The organism is Algoriphagus oliviformis (assembly GCF_017254915.1).
Taxonomy (GTDB): domain Bacteria; phylum Bacteroidota; class Bacteroidia; order Cytophagales; family Cyclobacteriaceae; genus Algoriphagus; species Algoriphagus oliviformis.
Window position 1 is genome coordinate 18,698 of sequence record NZ_JAFKCT010000010.1, and the last position, 24,809, is coordinate 43,506.

Genomic DNA, 24,809 nt, shown 5'->3' on the forward strand with positions numbered 1-24,809 from the left:
TAATCCTGCGAGCGGAAATTAGTTCAGTGGTACATTCAGCGTGACCTTGGTGCCTTTTTCCGGGGCGGAATTGATGAAAAGGCGGCCGCTGATGTACTTGATGCGCTCCTGCATGAAGGTCAGCCCCATGCCTCCGTCCTTGTCCGGCTTGGGCTTGAGCGTTTTTTTGTCAAAACCCTTCCCATTGTCGTCCACGGTGATGCTGAGGATCTTTTCGCTATGTGAGATCGTGACCAGGATCAGCGAGGAGTCGGCGTACTTGATGGCGTTGTTGATGGCTTCCTGGGTGATACGGTAGAGGTTGATCTCCACGAGGGAGTCCAGGCGGCGGCTGAAGTCGGACTTGTTCATCAGGATGATGTCCTTGCCGGTGAGCTTGGCCAGCTCCTGGGTGAGTTCGGTGAGGGCGGGGACGAGGCCGTAGTCTTTCAGCTCGGGAGGGGTGAGGTTGAAGGTGGCCGTGCGCACGCCTTTGATGATGTTTGAGGTGAGCTCCTTGAGTTTGTCCAGCTTGGTTTGGGCCTTTTCGCCCTCAGTGAGGTCCACGCTTTCCAGAAGGTATTTCAGTCCAGTTAGCATCTGGCCTATGCCGTCGTGGATGTCCTTGGCGATTCGGTTTTGCTCGTTTTCCTGGTTTTCGATGATCTGGCGGCTGATGACGTGCTGCTGCTCCATCTTTTCCTCAAAGCTCTCCTTGGTAAGCTGCGCCACTTCCAGCTGGGCTTCCTTGCGCTTGGAGATGTCCATGCAGATGATGATGAGCTCGGACTTTTCTCCCGAGTGAAAGGGGATCATCGAAAGGTCCAGCCACAGATCCTGTCCTCCGGGAGCGGTAGCCTTGACTTCTCCCTGCCAGCCGGCCTTTTTGTGCTCCGCCACGATGCGGTCGATGGTCTGGCGCTCGTTTTCCAGGGGGCTCAGGACTTCGGAAAACTTCGCGTTTTGGTTAAACTTCTGGAATTTGAGCAGCTTGGCAAAGCGGTCGCCGATGTGTGTGATGTGTCCGTCCGGCGTGATCCGCGCAAAGAGCAGGATTTGGTCCATCGCTTGGCTCAGGGCTCGGAGCTCGCGCACGGACTTTTCCTTGGCCTGACTGAGGATGTCTGCATCCTGGGCCATTTTGATGGCTTTTTTCTCCGACTCCATCAGGGCGCGGATGCTGGCCTTCATGGCTCTGGCCGAGGGCCAAAAGATAATCAGAAATTCAGCCAGCAGGACCAGCAGGGTGAAAAGCGTGATGATGAGCTCCAGCTGCTCGAGCTTGTTTACTTTTTCCTTGGCCTCAAAGTCGTATTGGTTGACGATGGCTTCCATCTTGGGGAGAAACTCCCGTCCGCTTGCCAGGATCTCGGTGCGCAGCCGGTCAATTTGGGCCGAGTCTGGCTCCGCGGTGTCGGAAAGCCGCACCAGCGTGTCGGTGTTGGCGACGATAGATTCGAAGTGAGGCTGTATCGCCGCAAACATTTCCTTGACGGCTGGGCTGTTTTTGGGGCTGATACCCAGCTTGGGATCGCCGTGCTGCAAGCCCCGATGCGCCTCTTCCCAGGTGGTCTTGGTGGCGAGAAGGGTGTCGCTCAGGGATCGTCGACCGGTCTCTGTGGCTTCCGTAGTCAGGAGCAGTACTTCTTTGCTGAGCTTTTGGCTGAGCATACGCTGCCGACCGGCGACGTTGACCAGACGGCTGTCGTCTTCCTGGTCGGCTAGGTACTGACGGATCAGGATCTGGCTGGTGATCAGGGAGAAGGCGATGGCGCCGAGAGCGATGATGTAGAGGCGCCGGAGGCGATTGAAGGTGACCTGGTCGAGGGTATTGGTATGCTCAGTCATTACTTTCGAAAAGTGCTTCCTGGATGATGGCGAGGCTTTGGGAGGAGAAATTGAGTTTTAGCGCTTCTTTGTGGGCCTGTTCGGACATTTTGGCCCAGGTCTTTCGGAGGATGTCCTTGATTTTTTCAAACTCATGCTTGGCCACGAAGTCCTCCAAGTAGTGTTCCAAAAAGACCAGGCAGACCACGTCTTCCAGCGTCTGGGTTTCCGCGTCGGTCTTGAGCTGTTTTTTTCGGATCAAAAACTTCACCCGGGAGATGAACGCCTCGCCGTATCCGGCTTTCTCGAGGATTTCCCCCGTCAGGTCGGCGTGCATTTTTTTGAGCTCTTCCCTCCAGGTCAGGTAGCCCACGCGGTCCATGGGGTACTCGGAGCGTTGGATTTTCCATCGGGCAATATGCTGGGCGCGGGCGGCTACTTTCAGCTCCTCGGAGGCATCCGGGGCGAAGTCCGCCAGCTTTTTGCTCATGCGGTGAGAGTAGAGCAGCTCCTTGGGAAAATCCTTGCCTTTCCAGGCTTCTTTGGTAGGGTCGTCGGTGTTGATTTGGTCTATGAGCTGGATGGCGTGGTCGTAGGGGGACATAAAGTATCGTTAATCGGCAAAACCAATATAGACATTTCCGTCCTCAACTTTGACCGGATAGGTGGCGATGCTGTAATCTTCCCCGTTCAGGTTGGAGCCGTCCTCCAGCGAGAAAGTCTTTTTGTGCATGGGGCAGGCCAGCTTGGGAATGCCGCCCGCGTCGCCGGTCAATCCGCGTGCCAGTACCATTTCCATCTTGTGCGGACAGAGGTTTTGGCAGGCGTACCACTTTTGAGTGCGTGTGAAGTGGTAGACGGCAATCTGTCGGGCCTTGTGCTTGATGCAGGCTCCGGCGTTTTCGGGGAAGTCAGTGACGGCTCCCACTCTGATCCAGGAGACCACATCGGCATGCTGGACGGTTTGGTATAGGTTTACGATTTCTTCCATGATTTCTCAAAAGGCTTTTACCAAGGTTTGGGCATTTTTTGTTCACGCAGGGGTACAAAGACCAGCTGGTCGTCGGCTTCGTCGGTATTGACAAAGGGCTTGAAGCGCTTCATGGTCTCGGGGTCTTCGATGGCTTCTTTCCATTCGCAGGCATAGCGCTCCACGAGTCCGTCCATCTCCCGCTCAAACTCCTCGGCCATGCCCAGGCAGTCGTCCACGACCACTTTTCGCAGGTAGTCTATGCCACCCTCCAGCTTGTCCAGCCAGGGGGCAGTTCTCACCAGAGGTCCCGCGGTGCGGATGTAGTAGATGAGGAAGCGGTCGAGGTACTTGATGCAGGTCTCGTCGTCGAGCTGGGATGCCAGCAAAATGGCGTGCTTGGGGTTTGCGCCGCCATTGCCGCAGACGTAGAGGTTCCAGCCTCCTTCCACGGCGATCACGCCAAAGTCTTTGCCCCGCGCCTCCGCACACTCGCGGATGCAGCCGGATACGCCGCCCTTCAGCTTGTGCGGGGAGCGGAGGCCCTTGTAGCGCTCCTCGATGCGGATGGCAAAGCTCACGCTGTCGTGCATGCCAAAGCGGCACCAGGTGGAGCCTACGCAGCTTTTGACGGTGCGCAGGGACTTGCCGTAGGCGTGGCCGCTCTCAAATCCGGCGTCTATGAGGTCTTTCCAGATCAGGGGCAGCTCGTTGAGCTGGGCGCCGAAGAGGTCGATGCGCTGCCCGCCGGTGATCTTGGTGTAGAGGTCGTACTTTTTGGCGACCTGGCCGAGCACGACGAGTTTCTCGGGAGTGATCTCGCCTCCGGGTACGCGCGGTACGACGGAGTAGGTGCCGTTTCGCTGGATGTTGGCCAGGAAGCGGTCGTTGGAGTCTTGGATGGCTACCTGCTTGTTGGCAGTCTCCATGAAGATGCTGGCGAAAATGGAGGCCATCACCGGCTTGCAGACCTCACAGCCGTGCCCTTTGCCAAAGCGATCCAGCGCGTCGTCATAGCCCAGGACGTTGTGGAGTTTCACGAGGTCAAAGAGTTCTTGGCGGGTATAGTCGAAGTGTTCGCAGATGGTTTCTTTGACTTCTTTTCCCAGGGACTTGAGGGTTTCCTTCACCAAGTCCGCCACCATCGGCTTGCAGCCCCCACAGCAGGTGGAGGCTTTGGTTTCCTTGATCACCCCTTTGAGGTCTTGGCAGCCGCCGCTGGTAATGGCTCCGCAAATCTCGCCTTTACTGACGGATTCGCAGGAGCAGATCTGCGCGCTGTCAGGCAGGTCGAGCACGGAGCCAAGAAGGTTTTTGGATTCGCCTCCCCGGGCGCCTAGGATCAGGTCTTCGGCGTTTTCGGGGAGTTTCATTTCGTTGATGTAGAGCTGAAAAAGGGTGTTGTAATCCGAGGAGTCTCCGACCAAGACACCGCCGAGGAGCTTTGAGCCGTCTTTGCTGACGTTGATGCGTTTGTAGATGCCGCGCTGCTTGTTTTCGTAGCGGATGGCCAAGGCTTCTTCGCCCTCGATGAAGGGATCGCCAAAGGAAGCGACCTCGGTGCCGACCAGCTTCAGCTGGGTGGACATGTCGATGGTCGGGCTCATGAGTTTGTCCCCGCCCATGATCTGGTCGAGGGCGACTCCGGCCATTTCATAGCCTGGGGCTACGAGGCCGTAAATATTGTTGTTGTAGAGGGCTACCTCGCCGATAGCGTAGACATCGGGTACGGAGGTTTCCATTTTGTTGTTGACTACGATGCCGCCGCGCTCGCCGACTGCGATACCGGAGTTTTTGGCGACCTCGTCGCGGGGTCTGATGCCTGCGGAGATGATGATCATGTCCACGGGCAGCGTGGTGCCGTCGGCAAAGTCGATGCGCTCAATGTGGCCGTTGCCGATGATTTCCTTGGAATTTTTGCCCAGATGGACGCTCATGCCGAGGCTTTCGATCTTGGCCTGGAGCAGATCGGAAGCGGGCTGGTCCAGCTGTCGGGGCATCAGCTTTCCGGCAAATTCGATCACGTGCGTGGTCATGCCGAGCTCCTTGCTGGCGTTGGCGGCTTCCAAGCCTAGGAGTCCACCTCCCAATACGGCCGACTGGAATTTGCCCTGGGCCTTGAGCTTCTCCGCGTAGCTCTGGATGGCCTCCAGGTCTTCGATGGTGCGGTAGATGAAGATCCCCTCTTTTTCGGAGCCTTTGATGGAGGGGATAAAAGGGGAGGAGCCGGTGGCCAAGACCAGGTAGTCGTAGTCAAAGCTTTCGTCTTTGTGGGTGGTAACTTTCTTGTTTTCCGTGTCGATCCAAGAGACGAGCTCGGAGGTACGTAGCGTGATTCCGTTGTCCTGGTACCAGTTTCTCGACGCCATGAGGAGCTCGTCCGGAGACTCCAGCGTGAAGTACTCGCTGAGGTGAACCCGGTCATAGGCGGGCCTGATTTCCTCTCCGAATACCAGGATGTCAAACTGACTGCGATGGGAATGGGCGGCTAGTTTTTCGCAAAATTTGTAGCCTACCATTCCGTTTCCGACCACTATAATCCTTTTCATATCTACGTATTTTGAATTAAAAGTAAGTAAATATACGTATTTAAAAAATCCATTTCCAAAATAAACGGGAGATTTCTACGTAAATAATTGGAAAAATGGTTCTAGAACTAGACTGGGCATGTACGTAGATCTAGGTGTACGTATCCCGATAGGTGGAAAAGCGAAGGCGATCCAGCCATTTTCGGCTGTCGAAGAGTTTTTGGTTTTTCGGGGTTTCGAGTCAATTCCTATCTTTGGACATGAAAATTTTTTCCCTGGTTCTCGGAATTTTCGTGCTGCTGATGGCCGTGGTGCCTTGCTGTAGCGCTGAGGATACTTGCGCCGAGAGCGAGTGTACTGGGGAAGAGCTGCACGGAGCCGACGAAGACTTTGGGCACGAGCGGCCTTGTTCTCCGTTTTTTTCCTGCGGGACCTGTTTGGGTTTTGTGGAGGCAGGTGGGGCTGTCCTTCCTTTGGGATTTCCGCAGGAGGCATTTTCCCAAGAATACGGGGTCTTTAAAATGGCATTTTCCCAAGCCTATTTTGGAGTGCTGCTGAGACCTCCGGCAGGTCCGTTTGGCCGCCGCTAATCCCGTCGAGGGATTTTATTCTTTTTTACACCTTAGAAATAAACCATGATCAAATATTTATTGGCCTGTATGGCCATGTTTTGGGCAGGCCCTGCGCTGTCCCAAAGTACCTATCGCGCGCAAGTCATTGACCACGAAACCGACAAGCCCATGCCCGGAGCGAGCCTGCTGCTCAAAGAACTGGGCAAAGGTGCCGTGTCGGATGCTGATGGACGAGTCCTACTGGAGGAAATCCCCGCCGGTACCTACTCGCTGGAGTTGCGGTTTTTGGGGTATGAAACGTTTCGCTTCGTCCTTACTTTCCCTCTGGAATCGGAAGAGGAGCAGGTGCTCTATCTCCATCACCACGAGGATGAACTGGAGGAACTGGTCGTACAGTCGGTGCGCAGTTCTCGGCTGATAGAGGACGTGCCTACCCGGGTGGAGATCATTGCCGGGGAGGAGCTTGCCGAAAAAGGCAACATGAAGCCCGGAGACATCCGCATGCTGCTCAATGAAAGCACCGGCATCCAGACCCAGCAAACCTCCGCCACGAGCTATAACTCAAGCATCCGCATCCAGGGCCTGGACGGCAAATACACCCAGCTGATCCGAGACGGCTTGCCGCTATATTCAGGCTACTCTGGAGGGCTGAGCCTAATGCAGATCGCTCCTCTGGACCTGAAGCAGGTGGAGGTCATCAAAGGCTCCTCCTCGACTCTCTATGGGGGAGGGGCGATTGCCGGCCTGGTCAACTTGGTGTCCAAAACACCCGGGGAAGAGGCCGAGTTGGGGGTTTTGCTGAATGGGACCTCGGCCTTGGGTTTGGATGCCAGCACATTTTACTCTGAGGATTTCGGGAAGTTGGGCACAAGTGTCTTTGCCTCCTACAACAAAGGGACGGCCTATGATCCCGCGGACATCGGCCTGACGGCGATACCAAAGTTTGACCGGCTGACTTTGAACCCGAAGGTTTTTTGGGAAATCGGGGATGGCTCGGAGCTGATGGTGGGCATCAATCTGATGCAGGAGGAGCGTCTTGGCGGGAACGTCGACTTTGTCCAAGGGGAGGCGGTGAGCGATCCGTACTACGAGGACAATGCTACCCGGAGGATATCCAGCCAGCTTCAATTCTCTCGGCAACTGGCTTCCGAAGCTGCGTTGACCGTGAAAAACAGTGTCAGTTTCTATGACAGAAGCATGGAGATTCCCGACTATTTGTTTTCCGGAAAGCAATGGTCTTCGTTTTCCGAAGTGAACATCTCCAAAACCGACGCAAAGGCAGAATGGATTGGGGGTCTGAATCTTTGGACGGATCAATTTGTCCAAAAGGAAGGCAACGCCGAGGCCCCGCTGGACTATCGCCTGAATACCTTTGGGGGATTCGTCCAAAATATCTGGAATGCCGCCGAGCAGTGGACACTGGAGTCTGGGTTTCGTCTGGACTACCAGAAGGACTATGGCTTCTTCGCCTTGCCAAGAGTGTCGGCCATGTTTGAGCCCAGTGAGCTCCTGACTTTTCGCCTCGGAGGAGGGCTGGGATATAAGTCTCCCACCGTCTTTTCGGAAGAGGCCGAGCGCCTGCAATTTCGCAATATCCTGCCGATTGACCCGAGTCAGGTCCACGCCGAGCGCTCTGCAGGGGCAAACCTCGACGTCAACTATCGGCTTGCGCTGGGAAACGAGCTGACGCTGAACGTGAACACGTTGCTTTTCTGGACCCAAATCCAAGATCCACTGGTGTTGACCAGGGTGGGAGAGTTCTATGAATTTCAGCAACCTGAGGGACAATTGAGGACGCAGGGCATGGAGGTGAACATGAAGTGGGCCTATCGGGACTTCAAGTTGTTTGTTGGCTATACGCTGGCGGACGTGGCCCAACAGTACGGCGGGCAAAGCCAAGCATACGCTCTGGTGGCAAAACATCGGCTAAACAATGTGCTGATGTACGAGAAACACGAAAATTTCAGGATAGGGCTGGAAGCCTACTACTACAGCCCCCAGCTGCTTGGTGATGGCGAGACCGGAAAGTCCTACTGGATTACAGGCCTGATGACCGAGAAAAGCTTTGGGGAGCGGCTTTCCGTGTTTTTGAACTTTGAGAATTTTCTGGACACCCGGCAGACTGCGTTTGACACGATTTTCACCGGCTCGATCAGCGATCCCCAGTTTCGTGACATCTACGCTCCCGTGGATGGCTTTGTGATCAACGGAGGCTTTAAGCTCAGGATATTGTAGGTTTCCCGGCAAGTCTCTGCTTTGTTTTCCAAAAAACCTGTCTTTTTAAGGACAGGTTTTTTTAGGCCGCTATTGGTACGAATGGGGGGCGTTTTGCGGGAAATTAGGGGCGGATGCCCTTATTAAAATTGGGCAAAACCTGGCAGCTGGATTGGGAAATGACCGGGTTCTTGTTGAAAATGAGAAAAATACCCAGTACTGGGTATGTTTTTGGACCTATTACTTTTTACCTTCGTGGGGTACTAAATTTTTTGTGTGATGAGAACAAAAACGATTGTTAAAGGCAACACCTCTATCCCCAGCATCAAACTTTTGCCATTAAAAGGGGGAGTAAAACCGACACTAGCTTATGGAAATGCCGGCTTCGGAGTCAGGGAGATCAGCGCTTGCGCGAAGCTTCCGACACAGAGGATTAAGGTGAAGTCTAATTTTGAAAAGAAAAAGTTGTTGACAATGCAAAACCAGAAAAAGAGCCACCTTGAGGGCCACACCACGTCAGTAGAGCGAGAGGAGACTTCCAAATTCGTGATCGACTACATGCCGATCTTCTTTGAGGAAGAGCTGGAGATGATGGCCTTGGCTATGGCAACCGAGCAGAAGGAGAAGGCTGACTAGCGTTCCGCATCTGCTCGATTTTTTGTCTGGATGGGAACGTAAGCGCAGTGCGCCCCTTTCTTTTTATCCGGTCTAAGGGGGCTAGCCTTTCGGTGCGGCTGTTGGGGAAAAGTGAGCTTTTGGGAAACACAGGAGCGGGACTATTTGTAAAGGACCTCGCGATATGTCTCTTCCAGCTCGTTCACCATCCTTTTCATGCTAAAGCCGTCCAGCACTCTTTGGCGAGCGGCTGTACGCATTTTTTCCAATAGCTCCGCGTTATTGATGAGCTCGATGCAGTGCTCGGCGAGATCCTGCCATTTGTCGATTTCGGTGAGATAGCCTTGGTAGCCGTGTTGGATCACTTCACCGATTCCACCGGCACTGGTGGCGACCACGGCGACTTCGCAAGACATGGCTTCTAGCATGGCGATGGGCAATCCTTCAAATTCCGAAGTGCTCAGGTAAATGTCCATGATCGACAAATAGGGGACAACTTCCTTTTGCACGCCTACCCAGTGAAAATTTGCTTCCTTGCCCGAGGCTTGAATTTGCTGTAGTATTCTGCCTCTCCACTCTCCGTCACCAACGAGGAGAAAGTGTGTCTGCGGACAGCTCTCCAGAATATCCAAGGCCACCTGTACCCACAGCCAAAGTCTTTTCTGCGATCGAAAGACTGCGACTTTCCCGACCACAGGCGCTTCTTTGGGAATCCCAAGCTTGGATCGCAAGGTGCTGAAGGTATCCTGATGGGATGGGGAAAGCTCCGATGAGGCCGCTCTGTAGAACGTGTCTGTATTGACGCCGTTTTGGATGACTTTTACCTTCATGCGGCCTCCTCTTCGGTAAGGATCCCAGATCGTGTTGAGCCGCATTGACAGCGCAACTTCATTGGATACGGCTATGGCAATGTCCTGTTTTTTGAAGCTTAGCCGGTTGCCCCAGTAGGATACCAAGTTGTACCGTTCCCATGTGTTGTGTTCTGTGTAGACGATGGGTACCGGCAGCATCTTCCCGACGGCGCGGGCGAGAATTCCCGCCCAAGGAAGGTGTGCGTGAATGAGGTCGATTTGGTGCCGGACGATGAAATCCCGGACTTTTCCGATCTGGAAAAAGAGACCCAAGTTGCTTGAGGGGATGAGGCTTACTTTTATCCCCGCTTTTTCCAGTTCTTCGGCGATGTTGCTTTCCTGATGGTAAAAGTAAATGCAATGGAATTCGAAAAGGCTTTGATCATGGACCAAGACAGTTTCCGGAATCAGTTTTTCGGCTCCGCCGCGGCCCAAGCTTTTGATCAGGTGAAGTACTTTTATTTTGTCTTTTACTTTGCGCTGCATACGGTTGCTTTTCCCCATTGTTGGCCCCGGTCACCGGGTAGGCTAGCGACCCACCGCCATTGTTTCTGGATTAGCTCTTGAGCAGACCATTGCGGCGAGGTTTTCCATGTTTCTGCTGACCATCCCGTATTCCGCCTTTAGCTTTTGGAAGTGGGAGAGCAGATCCTCCAGCTCGGCCATCGCTGCCGCTGGATCAGTGCCGAAATTGTGGGGATGCCACCAAAGATGGTAGGTTTCGTCCAATCTAGCAGCCAGTGACATCTCTTTTTTTACCCTGCTGAGACGCACCGCATTGAATAGCATGTTGTTTTTCGATATGGGACGCAAAATTCGCGAAGCGGGAATCAACAAAGGTTCTAAAGGAAGGGCAATAAGCTCATTTGGCACGAATGAGGTCCTTTTGCCAATTGGGAAAAAGCAATCCGCCGAGCGAAACCATTTTTTGCTGAAGTCTTCGTGTTGGGTCTCCTGCCAAAACCAGTCCTTTGGGTTACTTCTTGCCTGGGTGTAGCCTTCTTCGAGGCATATGGGCAGGTACAGCTCATTGATATGATTCCTCGGGAAGACCAGCGATTTCAGGCGTACGCCAAATTTTTCGTTCGCGATACGTTGCGAGGCTTTCAGGTCATGGCGGAATTGTTCGGGGCTCTGGCCCCGCATGAGGGTGTAGTAGTGGGCAAAGGTATGGGAACCGAGCTCCTGGCCTGGGGTTTCCAAAATTCTCTTGATCAGCTCAGGAGCGAAATGGACTTTTGGATCCAGTCCCTTCTGTTTTGCAAACTCGTAAGCCGACAGTTTTACGTCGCGATAAGATGGCTTGTGGACGGGGGAGTAGTGGTGCCATTCCTCTTCATTTTCAGCGAAAAGCATCCCTACCGTGGCCCAGGTCGCTTCGATGCCGTGATTACCAAAGGCGTCAAGTATCCGTGGTACCAGCTCGCGGGTATTGGCGAAGTAATCGGGCGGGTAGGAATTGCCTACTTTGTCAAATACACCCCAAAGCAGCTCGAAGTCAAGGGAGATGGTGAAGACAGGCTGGGGCATGGAGGTCTTAAAAATTTGAAATTGGCAAAAATTCTATGGTTCGTCTATTTCTTTTCGGCCTGAAGGAAACCGGCCTATACTTCGACTTGCGCTTCTTGGTTTTTGGGCTTGCTCGACAAGTAGTTCGCCTAAAGATAGATCGATCTAGTAAAGATCCAATGGTGTGAGGCTGTACAGAAATGGATTGTGGGGGATTGTATCCGTCAAAACACTTCCAGATCCCCTAAGGTCCAGCCCCAATCTTGGTCGAGAATGGCCTCACCTGAACTTAGCTCGCGGATGGTCACCAAGGGGCCGAAGGGTAGCGTCACCAGCCCAGTCGGCAATGACTTTCCGATCTGGGGGGCGAGCCCGGAAGATGATGAAAATCTGGCTCCGGAACTCCTGATTTCCATGCCGAGAAGCCTCCCGAGGTCTTTGGATTGTTGCTCTCTCAGGTCGTGGGTGGTGAAAATATCACAAAGCCTGAATTCCCTTCCCAATTTTCCCGCTTTGATCCTATATACCAAGAGGTAGCTTTCACCGTCGCTCAAAAACTTGTAGTCAGCCAGTGGAATGTCTTGGTATCTCCACCTGATGTATCCGGGCACCAGTCGTGTCCGAATTTTGGGGCTGCATTTTTCTTGGTTTTCTAAATTTTGGATTAGAGTGGCGATGCTTTTCCAGTCGACGGAGTCTTTGGAGCCGGATCTGGCATTCAGGTGGGGACTGATTCTAAGGGGAAGCTTTCCCCACTCTTTCCAGCCCATTTTCAGATAGCCCGGAGCACTTTTGACGTTGGGGGTATTGAAAATCACGTGGACGCCTTCGCCGGAAACCTGCTCGACGAGCTTGGTCGTTAGCCTGCTAAATATCCCTTTTCCTTGGAAATCAGGATGGGTGGCGGTATCGACTGCCCGGCATGCCCGGATGGTTTTGCCTCGATGCTCAAACTCCCACCTCAAAAAAGCCCTTACACCGACCAGCTCCCCGGCATCCTCGGCGAGGAGTACGGGCGATTTTCCGAAGGGGTTGGCTTGGTGTTTCCATCTCCACAACGCTTCCGACTTGGGGGTGAGTTTTTCCCCAAGAGAAGCTCGCAGGAGGTCTATGATGGCAGGGAGGTCGCCTTGGTCTGCTGGGCGTATAGTCATCGGCCGGTTTGCTTTGGATGTCTGCCGCTGGTCATGCTCAGGTTTGGGCAAGGCAAAGAGAAGGGGGAGGGGCCCAGTTGAGGATACTCAATCACATTTGTATATATTTGATTCATTGAGTTCAAATCACCCTGAATGAAGCGTATTTTCTACCTATCCTGCCTGGTATTGCTTACGGTATCTTGTATCAGCAACAAGCGGATCACGTATTTACAAAATCTATCCGACAGTACAGCGATCGAATTGGATGAGTTTATTCCCTTTGCGGAGGTGGAGTACAAGTACGTGCTCCAACCCTTTGATATCGTGCAGATAGACTTTGCCAGCGCAGATCCGGAGCTGGTAGAGGGATTTACTTTTCTCAATGAGCCCCAAAATTTGGGGATGAGAGGAGGCGGAGGTGGCGGGGCTGGCAGTGACCCGCTGTATATGACGGGCTTTTCCATAGACCAAGACGGAATGGTGGAGATTCCCAAACTCGGAAAACTGAGGATAGCCGGCCTGACTGAGGAAGAAGCAAAGCAGCTCGTGCAAAGGGAAATCAATGAATACTTCAAGGAGGAGGTCTTTGTCCGACTCAGGATCGCCGGTATCCGCTACACCACGCTGGGTGAGTTCAACTCAGTGGGTGTACAGATCATTTACAAAAACCGGGCGACCATATTTGATGCGCTGGCGAATTCGGGGGAGACTTCCCTTCTTGCCAAGAAGAATAAGCTGTTCCTTATCCGTCAATACGACAACGGGACAAAAATCCACCAGATCAACCTAAACGACCGGGCTTTGTTGGGCAGCCCTTGGTATTTTATCCAGCCCAACGATATCCTCTACCTCGAACCTATGAGAATCCGGCAGATCGGTACGGCGGACAACCTGACGGCCTCACTTGCCCTGATCGCCGGACTATTGGCATCCGTACTATTAATAGTAAATTTGGTAAGCGGGGAATTGTAAACTATGGAGAAGTTAGATCTCAGTCAGCTGGACAATGAGGAAAAGGCACTGGAAATCCAGTATGTGATAGCCAAGTACATCCGCTACTGGCCTTGGTATGTGCTTTTCATCCTGATCTTTGTCACCGGGGTCTTTTTGTTTCATCGCTACACGGTGGACGAATTCGAAGTGACTGGGTCCTTGGTGATCAAAAACAGCAATACTCCCGAGTCGAGGATCATGGATAGGTCCAATATTTTCAACTCGGGGATCAACCTTGAAAATGACATTCTCCGCCTTCGCTCCAAAAACATGGCTCGGGAGGCCCTGGGAAAGCTTCATTTTGATGTGGAGTACTATGCAAAAACCAACATCAAAGATATAGAGCTATACGACCGCTCCCCGGTGAGGATTGCGGTGGATTGGGACCATCTTCAGGTGACGGATGTACCCGTGGAGCTGGAGATCCTCTCCGAATCCAATTTCAAACTCAACCAACCAGAGGGAGGCCTGATGGACTTCAATTCGGTACAGGCGGCGGGCGACGAGTCGATCTACGACAAGACCTATACCTTTGGGGAGGAAATTGAGACCTCCAGGTCTAAGTTTGTCGTTCATCTGGTCAATCCTTCCCGCTCTGGAGAATTGATAGTCTTCAGGCTGATCAATCCTACGGTGTTGGAAGAGCGGCTGGCAGGCTCCGTGCAGGTAGTTTTGGAAAACAACTACTCCTCAGTCTTGAGACTCAGTACCACCACGAAAGTCCCTGAAAAGGGCAGAGACTACATCAATGCCCTGATGCAGTCCTATATCGAATATGACCTAAACGAGAAAAACAAAATCCAGGAAAACACAATCGGCTTCATTGAGGAGCAGCTGGGCTTTTTGGAAGATTCACTCAAGGAAAAAGAGCGGGAGCTGCAGCGATTCAAAGTGGACAACAAGATGCTGGATGTCTCGGCCGAATTTTCCAATATTCTTGGCAAGATGAATACGCTGGACGAGCGGAGTGCCGAGCTCGATTTTCAGCTTCAGTACTTTGAGGAAATCCGTAGCTATATGGAGCGCAAAAGCAAGGACTACTCTGATGTGATCGCACCCTCGGTGATCGGGGTGCCGGATCCTCTGCTAAACGGGCTGATCCAAACCCTGGTGACGCTCTCCCAAGACCGGAGAAAGCTCTTGGCTACTGTCAACGAAAACCACCCGGAAGTAATCAAGATAGACGTTCAGATGACCAAGGTGCAAGATGCGCTATTTGAAAACGTGGTCAACCTGATCGAGAACACAAGAAAACAAAAGCAGGGTATCGTGAACGAGATCAGGATGTACGATGCGCAGTTTGCGACTTTGCCCGAGTCCGAGTCCCAGTACACGAGTATTTTCAGGGAGTTCAAACTGCGGGAATCCCTCTACACCTATCTTTTGGAGAAGCGGGCCGAAGCGGGGATTGCCCGGGCGGCCAACGTATCGGACAATGCTATTTTGGACTTGGCAAAGAAGGGTACTTTGGTATTTCCCAAGAAGACACAAAACTATGGCTTGGCTGTAGCGCTAGGTTTGCTTTTGCCCTTTGGCTTCATCGTCCTGAGGGATATGTTTGACGAAAGCATCAAGGACCAGCGGGACCTGAAAAAACACTTCATGATCCCCCAGCTCGGCGTCATAGGCTACAGTACCAAAGACACCAACAAGGTGGTGTTGGACCATCCCAAGTCTGCGGTTGCTGAGTCGTTTAGGTCTCTGAGGTCGGCAATCACCTATTTGGCTTCGGGCAAAAACACGAAGAAAATCTTGGTCACCTCCTCTGTTTCCGGTGAAGGGAAGACTTTTACCTCACTCAACCTGGCCTCCGCGATGGCGCTGGGCTCCAAGAAAACCGTGGTGGTGGGAGCGGACTTGCGTAGGCCCAAGCTAGCCAGCTATTTCGAACACTCCGAAAAAGTGGGCTTGTCCACCTACCTTATCGGGAAGGCGAGCGCCGAATCGATTGTCATGCCGACGCAGCAGGAAAATCTTTTTTTTGTGCCCTCAGGTGTGATTCCGCCGAATCCGGCAGAGCTCCTCCAGACCCCAAAGCTGCCGGAGTTTTTGGACTATTTGGAGCAGCGTTTTGATATCGTGATTTTCGATACTCCTCCCATGGGCCTGGTTTCCGAGACCATTGACCTCATGCGACTCTTTGACATCAATCTCTATGTGGTACGCCAAAACTACACCAACAAGGATCACCTCGTCATGATCAATGACTTGTTTAACAACAAACAGGTGAAGAATGTCTACGGGGTGTTCAATGGAATCATTAATTCCGGCTATCACTACGAAGGGTACAACTACGGCTATGGGAATACCTACCTGTATTCACAAAACAACAAATACATGTACAACTACTATGGGGAGGACCTGGATGCCAAGAAAAAGAAGATCAAAAAGACCCAGTCGTTTGATCCCGTCAAGGTTCTGAAAAGAGCATTTAGGCTTAGGAAATAAAATGAAATAGAAGCAGGCAATTGGGGCTCGGGAAATTTCCGGGCTTTTTTTTTTGAGGAGACTCGGGTTTTGCGCTGCTGTTGACCGGGCGTAATTGCCTACTTATCTGACGGGGATGGTTTTGCAACTGACGCAAGTAGGGAACACTTTTGTCAAAAAACCTAGAAAATAGCCTTTGGATGCCCTGTTTCATAGTTTTCTAACAAGTCTTAAGCAGGCTGATATGTGGCCAAAAAAAACTCCAACGAGGAAAGCGATAGCTTCCCGCGCTGGAGTTTTCTCGTTTAGTTAAAGCTCGGCCCGCTTGGAGGCAGGGCGCTGCTTAGTGCTTGATTATTTTTTTGACTACGAGGACATTGTTGTCTCCCAGGATTTTGAAGAGGTAGATGCCCGGCACATAGTCTTCCAAATCGACCTTGATCTTGCTCGTTCCCTTTTCCAGTTCGAATGTTTCAACCAGTCTTCCTGTCATGTCCACGACTTGGATGCTGATTGTTTGCACTTGGCGGAAATTGAAAAGACGGAGGTTGACAAACTTTTGGGCGGGATTCGGGCTCGCATGTACCATAGGCTGCTCTCCTAAGGTTCCTGCCGCGCTACCCTCGACCACCATGATAGTCGGTCTGGCTGATTCGGCAGTCAATCCGTCTAGGTCAAACACCTTCGTCTTTAGCGTGTAGGTGCCCACGGGAGGATTGACCCAGTTAAACTCATAGGGAGGTTCGGTAATCAATGCGAAGATCTGCTCATTGTAGAAGAATTCTACGTGCTGGATTCTGTTTTCCGGATCGCTAGGCTCAGTCCTGATCAGGATATTCTCCCCAGCTTGGAATACCTGTCCATCGGTAGGTTCGACTATCGTGATACTTGGCGCTTGGTTTGACCTCACTTCGATGGTTGGCCTGGATGATTCCGCGGTAAGGCCCTTGGCATCGAAGACCTTGGTCTTGAGCGTGTAGGTGCCCACGGGAGGATTGACCCAGTTGAACTCGTAAGGAGCCTCGGTGACGATGGCAAAGATCTGCTCGTTGTAGAAGAACTCGACGTGCTCGATCTGGCCTTCGGGATCGACAGGCTCGGTCTTGATCAGGACGTCGTCGCCAAGATTGAAGACCTGACCGTCCACGGGCTCGACGAGCGTGATGCTAGGCGGTAGGTTTTCCCTGACGGTGATCGTCGCCTCGGCGGACTCTCCGGTCTGTGCAGCATCGTCGGTCACCACGGCCTTGATCGCGTAGTTTCCTGCCGAAGGGCTTTCCCAATTGAACTCGTAAGGAGCCGCCGTGAGCGTGGCAAGCAGGCTGCCGTTGGCAAAGAACTCGACTGTTTGCACCCTTCCCTCCGGATCGCTTGGTGTGGCGCTGAGCAGTACATCATCACCCAGGTCGATGACTGCCCCGTCTGTCGGAGCGGTCAGGGTGACGGTAGGCGGCAGGTTTTCTACGATGGCGATAGTCGGTCTGGATGATTCCGCGGTAAGGCCCTTGGCATCGAAGACCTTGGTCTTGAGCGTGTAGGTGCCCACGGGAGGATTGACCCAGTTGAACTCGTAAGGAGCCTCGGTGACGATGGCGAAGATCTGCTCGTTGTAGAAGAACTCGACGTGTTCGATCTCACCTTCGGGATCCATAGGTTCGGTCTTGATCAGGACGTCGTCGCCAAGATTGAAGACCTGGCCGTCCACTGGCTCGACGAGCGTGATGCTAGGAGGCAGGTTTTCCCTGACGGTGATCGTCGCCTCGGCGGACTCTCCGGTTTGTGCGGCATCGTCGGTCACGACGGCCTTGACCGCGTAGTTTCCTGCCGATGGGCTTTCCCAATTGAACTCGTAAGGAGCCGCCGTGAGCGTGGCAACTAAACTGCCGTTGGCAAAGAACTCGACTTTTTGCACCCTTCCTTCCGGATCGCTTGGTGTGGCGCTGAGCAGTACATCATCGCCCAGGTCTAAGACTGCCCCGTCTGTCGGTGCGGTCAGGGTGACGGTAGGCGGCAGGTTTTCCCTGACGGTGATCATTGCTTCGGCGGACTCTCCGGTTTGTGCGGCATCGTCGGTCACCACGGCCTTGATCGCGTAGTTTCCTGCCGATGGGCTTTCCCAATTGAACTCGTAAGGAGCCGCCGTGAGCGTGGCAAGCAGGCTGCCGTTGGCAAAGAACTCGACTTTTTGCACCCTTCCCTCCGGATCGCTTGGTGTGGCGCTGAGCAAGACATCATTGCCCAGGTCTATGACTGCCCCGTCTGCCGGAGCGGTCAGGGTGACGGTAGGCGGCAGGTTTTCCCTGACGGCGATAGTCGGCCTGGCTGACTCAGCGGTAAGGCCCTTGGCGTCGAAGACTTTGGTCTTGAGCGTATAGGTTCCCACAGGAGGATTGACCCAGTTGAACTCGTATGGCGCCTCGGTGACGATGGCGAAGATCTGCTCGTTGTAGAAGAACTCGACGTGCTCGATCTGGCCTTCGGGATCTACAGGTTCAGTTTTGATCAGGACGTCGTCACCAAGGTTGAAGACCTGACCGTCCACTGGCTCGACGAGCGTGATGCTAGGCGGTAGGTTTTCCCTGACGGTGATCGTCGCCTCGGCGGACTCTCCGGTCTGTGCGGCATCGTCGGTCACCACGGCCTTGACCGCGTAGTTTCCTGCCGATGGGCTTTCCCAATTGAACTCGTAAGGAGCCGCCGTGAGCGTGGCGAGCAGGCTGCCGTTGGCAAAGAACTCGACTTTTTGCACCCTTCCTTCCGGATCGCTAGGCGTTGCGCTGAGCAGGACATCATCGCCCAGGTCGATGACTGCCCCGTCTGCCGGTGCGGTCAGGCTGACGGTAGGCGGCAGGTTTTCTACGACGGCGATAGTCGGCCTGGCTGACTCAGCGGTAAGGCCCTTGGCGTCGAAGACCTTGGTCTTGAGCGTATAGGTTCCCACGGGAGGATTGACCCAGTTGAACTCGTATGGCGCCTCGGTGACGATGGCGAAGATCTGCTCGTTGTAGAAGAACTCGACGTGCTCGATCTGGCCTTCGGGATCTACAGGTTCAGTTTTGATCAGGACGTCGTCACCAAGGTTGAAGACCTGACCGTCCACTGGCTCGACGAGCGTGATGCTAGGAGGAAGGTTTTCCCTGACGGTGACCGTCGCTGTTTCTGACTCGCCGCTGAATCCAGCTTGGTCAAATGCAATCGCCCTGATCGCGTGGGTTCCCGCAGGCGGCGTCGGCCAAATGAATTCGTATGGAGCTGCGTTGACCGTGGCGAGAAGGCCGTCGTTGGAGTAGAATTCAACCCTTTCGACCAGCCCTTCCGGATCGTTTGGAGTGGCGCTCAGCAGGACGTCATCGCCTAGGTCCACTAGGGCTCCGTCGGTAGGAGTGGTGAGTACTACGGTCGGGGCGAGGTTTTCGATGACCGAAATCACCGGTCTCGATGACTCGGCCGTCAGGCCATGTATGTCAAATACCTTGGTTTTCAATGTGTAGGTGCCGGCTGGCGGACTCACCCAGTTGTATTCCCATGGAGCCTCAGTGATCAGGGCGAAAATCTCTTCGTTGTAGAAGAATTCCACGTGTTGGATTTCATTCTCGGGATCGATCGGGTTGGTCTTGATCAGGACGTCCTCTCCCAGGGCGAATTCCTGCCCATCAAACGGCTCGACAATTGCGATTGAGGGGGCGTAATTTGAGATGCTTACTTCTATGGTTTCGGAAGTTCCAGTCTGACCACTTTGGTCGGTGACGACCGCATACAGCTGGTGAGTGCCAATTGGTATTGATGCCCATTCCCAGTCGTAGGGCGCTTCTTGCATCTGCGCCATCAGCGTACCATCTATGTAGAGCGAGACATTGTCTATTCCATTCTCTGGATCATACGGGTTGGTCTTGACCAAAATACTCTCCCCGTAGCTGTAGTCGTAGCCATCAGTAGGATGGCTGATGGAGATGGTGGGGGGAAGATTGACTTCGGACTGTGGGACCACGTGGAGGATGACGATGTCGGACTGGGTTTGGTTTCCTCCCGCATCATAGGCCACTGCATAGGTCAGATAGGTGCCTACGCCGAGTTGGACAGGCCAATCCAGTTCTATCGGATCGCTTTCTATCGTTCCTACCAATTCTCCGTTGGCATAGAACTCGACTCGTTCTACATCGTCTTCCGCATCATAGATGGAAATCAATACTTTGAGGATCGCTCCCGTGCCGACTACCGACTCGCGGATAGGCTCCTCGACCGTGACGATGGGAGGGAAGTTTACCAAGGCAGTGTCTATCACACTGATATTTACCAGGTCGGATTCTCCTGTTAGACCTTCCCTGTCGTAGATGATCGACTTTAGGGCATGTGATCCCGCAGCCGCATTCGGCCAATTTAGATCAAAAGGCGCGCTACTTGCTGTGCCGATGAGGTCCGATCCGCTGTAAAACTCGACTTTGTCGATGTCATTTTCCGGGTCTTTGGGGTCTGTCTGGATCAGGATACCTTGGCCATAAAGGAAATAGTCCCCTTCGCTTGGTTCACTGATTTGGATGCTGGGAGCTTGGTTTGGCGTTGGAGGTTCAGTGATGTTGACCTTGATCTGCGCAGAGACCCCACTGCTACCCAGGTTGTCGTAGACCACAGCCTGTAAGGTGTAGTAGTCGATATCGCTTGGTGACCAGATCAGTTCATAGGGAGCCTCGGTGAGCGTGCCGAGCAGGTTGTTTCCCTCAAAAATCTCCACCCTATCCACCGTTCCGTCGGGGTCGCTGGGCAAGGTGCTGACCAGAATGTCCACTCCCAGGTCGATGGACTGGTTGTCCGCGGGAGAAGTGATTTCAACCGTCGGAGGAAGGTTTGGGGGGCTTCCTACCAAAACCGAAATGGGGACCAGCTCCGACTCGGCCCGCTGTCCAAAGTTGTCGAGCGCTACTGCCTTTAGATCATAGTTTCCCGGAATAGGTGCCGGCCAGGTGTATTGGAAGGGGGGAGCATACACCCTGGCTATAATGGTGTCCCCCTGGAAGAAAAAAACCCGGTTGAGCAATCCCGTTGGGTCGTTGATCTCGGTGTTGATGAAGATATCTTCTCCGGCATAGAACGTCTCGTCGGGTTCGGGCTCGGATATGGCTATTCCAATGGGTGAAGGAGGGAGATCAGGCAGGTTGATGTTCGTCTTGACCAGCAGCACCGAGCCGTAGGGGGGGATAGTGGCTTTCTGGTTGAAAATCTCGTTTTTGGCATTTCTGTAGATTCCGGGTAGGGGGACTTCGATTTCTGTATCGGAGTAGTTGTACTCAAAGTGAATGTATTCGAGGATATTGAGCTCCTTGGTGGTGACCTTGGAAATAGCCATGTTATCAAATATGACGGATTCTGAAGGTTGGTTGATTTTGATGACCACGCTCTCGTTGGAAGCGGAGACGCCGGCTTGAAACAGGATTTGTATTTTTTGAGGCTCTAGCCTGGTGGCAAAGTACCGGAGAGTTCCCTCCTGGTTGTCGTCATAGGTTTTTTCCAAAAACAACTGGATTTCCTTGTTTTCCACCTCACTTTTCGAGTCAAACTCGATCAGGATTTCCTCTCCCGCCTCTACGGCACCGATCTGTATGTAGGTTAAAACGTGCTCTCCGGGATTGGGGGTGATGGATAGCGAACCACCCTCGATTCCGTCTGGGAGCCATTCCGAAACTCCTCCATAGGTGCCCGCCACGATGTCGATATTGGAATCGAATGAACTTGATTTGATGGGCGAACTGGTGACGATGTCGTAGCGCTGTAGGTTGAAGCGCGGCTTGTTGGAGTTCAGGTCGTAGGCAAACGCGTCTCGCCAGCTGGTGATGTTTCGGGTCTGTCCGGAGGGCGTGTCGCCGGCGTCCTTGGAGTGAAAGATAAATTCGCTGTTGTAAGGGTCGAGAAAGTAATTGTTGTCCAGCTGTCCAAATTCGGCGATATCGTAGTCATTGGTCGTCAGGGACATGACCAGTTCTTCATCAAACACCCGGGAAAGATGGTTGTTTTCTATGGTGATATCCCGGATGGGCGTGCCGATGTTGTCATGGGAAGCCAGAATGTTGATGGGAACTTTGTAGATGGTGTTTTCGGTGAGCTCCAGGTTGTTGTTGTTGTGGAGGAATATTCCGCTGCCGCTGATGTTGTGGATGGTGTTTTCGTACAGCTTGATCCCCGCTGCCATGTCGTCAGCATAGATGCCATGGGCCAGGAGTTCCTTTTCCTCATTTCCCTCCATGTTGCCGAGTCCATTCAGGATGATGTTGCCATGGATCTCCCTCCCTTGGTTGTTTTGGGTGGTTTGTCCATCCGCGTTGGTGTAGATTCCGCCGCCGTCTTGCTTGTACACGCAAAAGCGGTCGATCAGATTGTTTCTCACGATGGTATAGTCCCCGCCAAAGTGGATTCCATTGTATCCGGTATTGAGGATGCGGTTTTTCTCGATGATGGAATTGTCAGAATCGGAGCCGATATACAGGCCTATGCTCTGGAGGTCGCTGGATTTTCCCATTCCCTGGAAGGGCATGGAGTTTTCCACCAGGTTGTTTCGCAGCGTGATCCTGGGGCTACCGTAAAACACAAAAACGCCACTGTTTAGGCTGTTTTTGATGGTGTTGTCGCTGATGTTCAAGTCAGGCACCTCCTCCATATACACCCCGTTTTCACCGGCAGACTCAAGGGTACAGTTGGTGATGGTGAAGTTACCCGACTTTGTGACGTAGAAGATGCTTTTGTTGCTGCCTTTGAAGTGGAGGTTGGTGAAGGTGATGTTCTTCACATAGGCTTGGTTGGTCACCAGATAGTCCCGATTGGCGACCTTGACGGTGGTACCGGAAGCACGGGTCGGGCCAGCGTAGACGGTGACGGTCTTCAGGCCGGCATTGTAGGCCCATTCGCCAAACTGATCCAAAGCCTTGACATGGTTTTGGATAAAATAGCCATAGCCTACCTTGGCTGCATAGGGGGTGTTGATGGTCTCGTAGTTGATGGTGCTGCCGGAGACCGACGTGATGGGGTGGCGGTCGATGATCCAGTTGTTTTTGCGGATGACTATTTCCCCTCCGGTCCAGTCAGTTCCGTTGGCTTGGCCCACGAGCGAGTTGGGGCTGGCGATACTTACGATGTCCAAAAAGCGGTTTTCACTGCCCGCATTGGGGTAGCTTCCTATTTCACGAAGCTGGCCGTCCATCTCCAGAACCTGGATTTTCGCACTGTGTAGGTTGGGAAGGGAGGCTTCGTAGAGGCCTCCGCCCAAGGATCTCCAGGTCTGGATTTCCTCCAGGGAAGTGATGATCGCCGGGGCTCCAGTGCCATAAGAAGTGTATACGATGGGGTTTCCGGTGTCTCCTCCCTTGACGATGTTGATCGTCCCGTAAAAGACTTCGCCTGCGGCAAAAAGCACCCGGTCACCGGCCGTCAGGGCGCTGGCCACCGCATTGAGCTTGTCGATGGTTTTCCAGGGCGTGTCCGGGTTTTGTGCCTCGGTGATCGAGCGGTTGTCATCCCCTCTGCTGGTGGAGAAGTAGTAGTCGGTGCTGTAGCCAGCCAGGGGGTACAACAGGCAAAACGCCAAAAGCCCAAGAATGGGAAGTGCGCTGATGGGATTTTTGCAAAGCCTCAAATCGGATTTGCATCGGGTGTAGAGAGGTTCCATGGCCCTGTCGGTTGGTGAAAATAAAAGGTTTAAGAACTAAAAACTTATCCGGTTTGCCTTTGCGGAAGTCCGGTGTGTGGGAAGGTTGGTTCGTCCTCAGGTCATCTGCTCGGGCAGGCTTGCTTGCAGTAGGACGCTAGCGATAGCCATGCTTTTTTGTCTAAAAATCCTTCCTGTAACGCTCAAAATATACCGAAAAATGTATTTGGCATAAATTAATCGGGTTGCTATTTTGAGTTTCCTGATTAAAGTCAGCAAAAGTGCCCTATGTATTTGGGGATTTCTTGGCAGCGGCCGCGGAAGAGGTACGGCAGCTGTCCAAGAATGGGAAAAAGCGACCCGCATCGTGCTTCCAAGGGGAGGGCTAGGAGCTATAGGCAGATCTTTTTTCGATAGGCTATGTTTTGTCCTCTAGGGTAGCTCCGCAGTAGTCGGTGCCTTTAGCTTTTGGAGCTTGACGAGGTGGGATTTCTGGGTTTTGTAAAATTGACCAGGGGAAGTCCGACAGACAGTTCGCTCAAACTGGCCCGTAGCGTGTGCTGTTTTCCTTTGGCAAAAATGTGAATATAGCTCCCCTCTTCCCTGATCCATAGGATGTCCGCCACGTGGATTTTCCTAAGCCAGCCACTTTCCCGGACAAAGAGCTCCCTTGTCGTCTTTTTCGTTTTGGACGCGTCAGTTTGCGGATTGTCGCCTTTTTTCCTGAAGATTTCCCTAGCCAATTCGATGGCGGCAGCCATGCTCTCCGGAGTGCATGGCTTCCCGAGCGTTACTTCCGGCTGCAGCTGCTTCTGCAAGTCTTCCTTCTCAGGCTCAGAGGGCGATGTCAGTAGGACTAGGGGCACGCCACAGCGCTCGCGGAGTTGCTTCACAAGCTGGATACCGGAGCTCGCCCTTTTTGGATGGATATCGACAAGGACGGCGTTTGTGGTATGGTCTGCCATCAGGTTGAGCATTGGCTCAGCCCCTGGTGGGATAGTCGTCGTTGGGTAGCCCGACGCAATCAATAGCGCTTTGATGTCTTCATCGGAATCGGGCGTGTCCTTCACGATCAGGATTCGCTGTTGGGCTTCATTGCTGTTCAAGTGCATAAGCTAGGGGTTTTGCGGGTGCTCGAATGCCACTCTCTTGTCCAATCGGCCTTGAATGGCTCGGTGGCCGGAAAAAAAATGAAGTTCATCTTAAAATTTGAAAAAGGGATGGCCTGGTCCTCTAGTGAGTGGACAGGCTGGTTTGGTATTCATATGGCTAGGGCTTGTTTTAAAAAAGTAAAAGAGGGCTCCGTTTTTCAAAAGGGAAGGCTACGATTGCCTTGCGGGGAGCTATGTGTTGAACTGTTTTTGTAGTCAAAATATTAGAGTGGATTAATTCTGCTTATCCAAATTAAGCTTCTGTTTTTGTCTTAACATCCTGCGTAATCGGCTGGATAACTACGAAAGTCCAAATTTACATCTGTTTTGTGACCGAATGGCTTTTTTATGTAAGAAAAAGATAGTGTTATGTTATCCAATGTGCTTTGGTTTTCTGGGGATATGCA

General features: G+C 52.9%; 14 protein-coding genes. 5 read left to right on the forward strand and 9 right to left on the reverse strand.

Going from position 1 to position 24,809, the window contains the following annotated elements; genetic code table 11:
* Positions 1-18: 18 nt before the first annotated feature.
* From J0A68_RS18925 to nirB, 4 genes are read right to left on the reverse strand one after another with little or no spacing between them, the layout of a single operon-like run.
* The gene (locus tag J0A68_RS18925) at positions 19-1,827 is read right to left on the reverse strand and encodes a sensor histidine kinase (RefSeq protein ID WP_206579813.1); all 1,809 of its coding nucleotides are present in this window, start codon (positions 1,825-1,827) and stop codon (positions 19-21) included.
* Entirely contained in the window at positions 1,820-2,410 is a 591-nt protein-coding gene (locus J0A68_RS18930) for a DUF4202 domain-containing protein (RefSeq protein WP_206579814.1), read from the reverse strand. The genes J0A68_RS18925 and J0A68_RS18930 overlap by 8 nt, the downstream gene beginning before the upstream one ends.
* 9 nt (positions 2,411-2,419) lie before the next feature.
* A complete protein-coding gene (gene nirD, locus J0A68_RS18935; protein ID WP_206579815.1) occupies positions 2,420-2,797 on the reverse strand; it encodes a nitrite reductase small subunit NirD in 378 nt (125 codons plus the stop codon).
* A 17-nt stretch (positions 2,798-2,814) separates the two neighbouring features.
* On the reverse strand, positions 2,815-5,325 hold the full coding sequence (nirB, locus tag J0A68_RS18940; RefSeq protein WP_206579816.1) for a nitrite reductase large subunit NirB: 2,511 nt from the start codon (positions 5,323-5,325) through the stop codon (positions 2,815-2,817).
* A 239-nt stretch (positions 5,326-5,564) separates the two neighbouring features.
* On the opposite strand from nirB, the gene J0A68_RS18945 reads away from it, so the two are divergent.
* The 3 genes from J0A68_RS18945 (at position 5,565) to J0A68_RS18955 (ending at position 8,726) form a co-directional block, all read left to right on the forward strand.
* A complete protein-coding gene (locus tag J0A68_RS18945; protein WP_206579817.1) occupies positions 5,565-5,894 on the forward strand; it encodes a hypothetical protein in 330 nt (109 codons plus the stop codon).
* A gap of 45 nt (positions 5,895-5,939) precedes the next feature.
* Positions 5,940-8,111: a TonB-dependent receptor gene (locus tag J0A68_RS18950; protein ID WP_206579818.1), complete on the forward strand. Its 2,172-nt coding sequence runs from the start codon at positions 5,940-5,942 to the stop codon at positions 8,109-8,111.
* A gap of 258 nt (positions 8,112-8,369) precedes the next feature.
* Complete coding sequence (locus tag J0A68_RS18955; RefSeq protein ID WP_206579819.1) at positions 8,370-8,726, forward strand: hypothetical protein; 357 nt, start codon at positions 8,370-8,372, stop codon at positions 8,724-8,726.
* Between the two features lie 140 nt (positions 8,727-8,866).
* Here J0A68_RS18955 and J0A68_RS18960 read toward each other — a convergent pair whose 3' ends face one another.
* The 3 genes from J0A68_RS18960 to J0A68_RS18970 all read right to left on the reverse strand — a co-directional run bounded on the left by J0A68_RS18960 (position 8,867) and on the right by J0A68_RS18970 (position 12,219).
* Entirely contained in the window at positions 8,867-10,042 is a 1,176-nt protein-coding gene (locus tag J0A68_RS18960) for a glycosyltransferase (protein WP_206579820.1), read from the reverse strand.
* A 42-nt stretch (positions 10,043-10,084) separates the two neighbouring features.
* Positions 10,085-11,086 (reverse strand): polysaccharide deacetylase family protein, encoded by a 1,002-nt coding sequence (locus tag J0A68_RS18965; protein WP_206579821.1) that lies wholly within the window; start codon positions 11,084-11,086, stop codon positions 10,085-10,087.
* A 203-nt stretch (positions 11,087-11,289) separates the two neighbouring features.
* Positions 11,290-12,219, reverse strand: coding sequence for a GNAT family N-acetyltransferase (locus J0A68_RS18970; protein ID WP_206579822.1), 930 nt, complete (start codon positions 12,217-12,219; stop codon positions 11,290-11,292).
* Between the two features lie 135 nt (positions 12,220-12,354).
* Between J0A68_RS18970 and J0A68_RS18975 the strand changes: the two genes are divergently transcribed.
* On the forward strand, positions 12,355-13,173 hold the full coding sequence (locus J0A68_RS18975) for a polysaccharide biosynthesis/export family protein (RefSeq protein ID WP_206579823.1): 819 nt from the start codon (positions 12,355-12,357) through the stop codon (positions 13,171-13,173).
* A 3-nt stretch (positions 13,174-13,176) separates the two neighbouring features.
* Positions 13,177-15,642 (forward strand): GumC family protein, encoded by a 2,466-nt coding sequence (locus J0A68_RS18980; protein WP_206579824.1) that lies wholly within the window; start codon positions 13,177-13,179, stop codon positions 15,640-15,642.
* 322 nt (positions 15,643-15,964) lie between these two features.
* On the opposite strand, the gene J0A68_RS18985 is transcribed toward J0A68_RS18980, so the two are convergent.
* Positions 15,965-23,272, reverse strand: a complete 7,308-nt coding sequence (locus J0A68_RS18985) for an Ig-like domain-containing protein (protein ID WP_206579825.1) — start codon at positions 23,270-23,272, stop codon at positions 15,965-15,967.
* 440 nt (positions 23,273-23,712) lie between these two features.
* On the reverse strand, positions 23,713-24,363 hold the full coding sequence (locus tag J0A68_RS18990; RefSeq protein ID WP_206579826.1) for a LytR/AlgR family response regulator transcription factor: 651 nt from the start codon (positions 24,361-24,363) through the stop codon (positions 23,713-23,715).
* Positions 24,364-24,809: the final 446 nt, after the last annotated feature.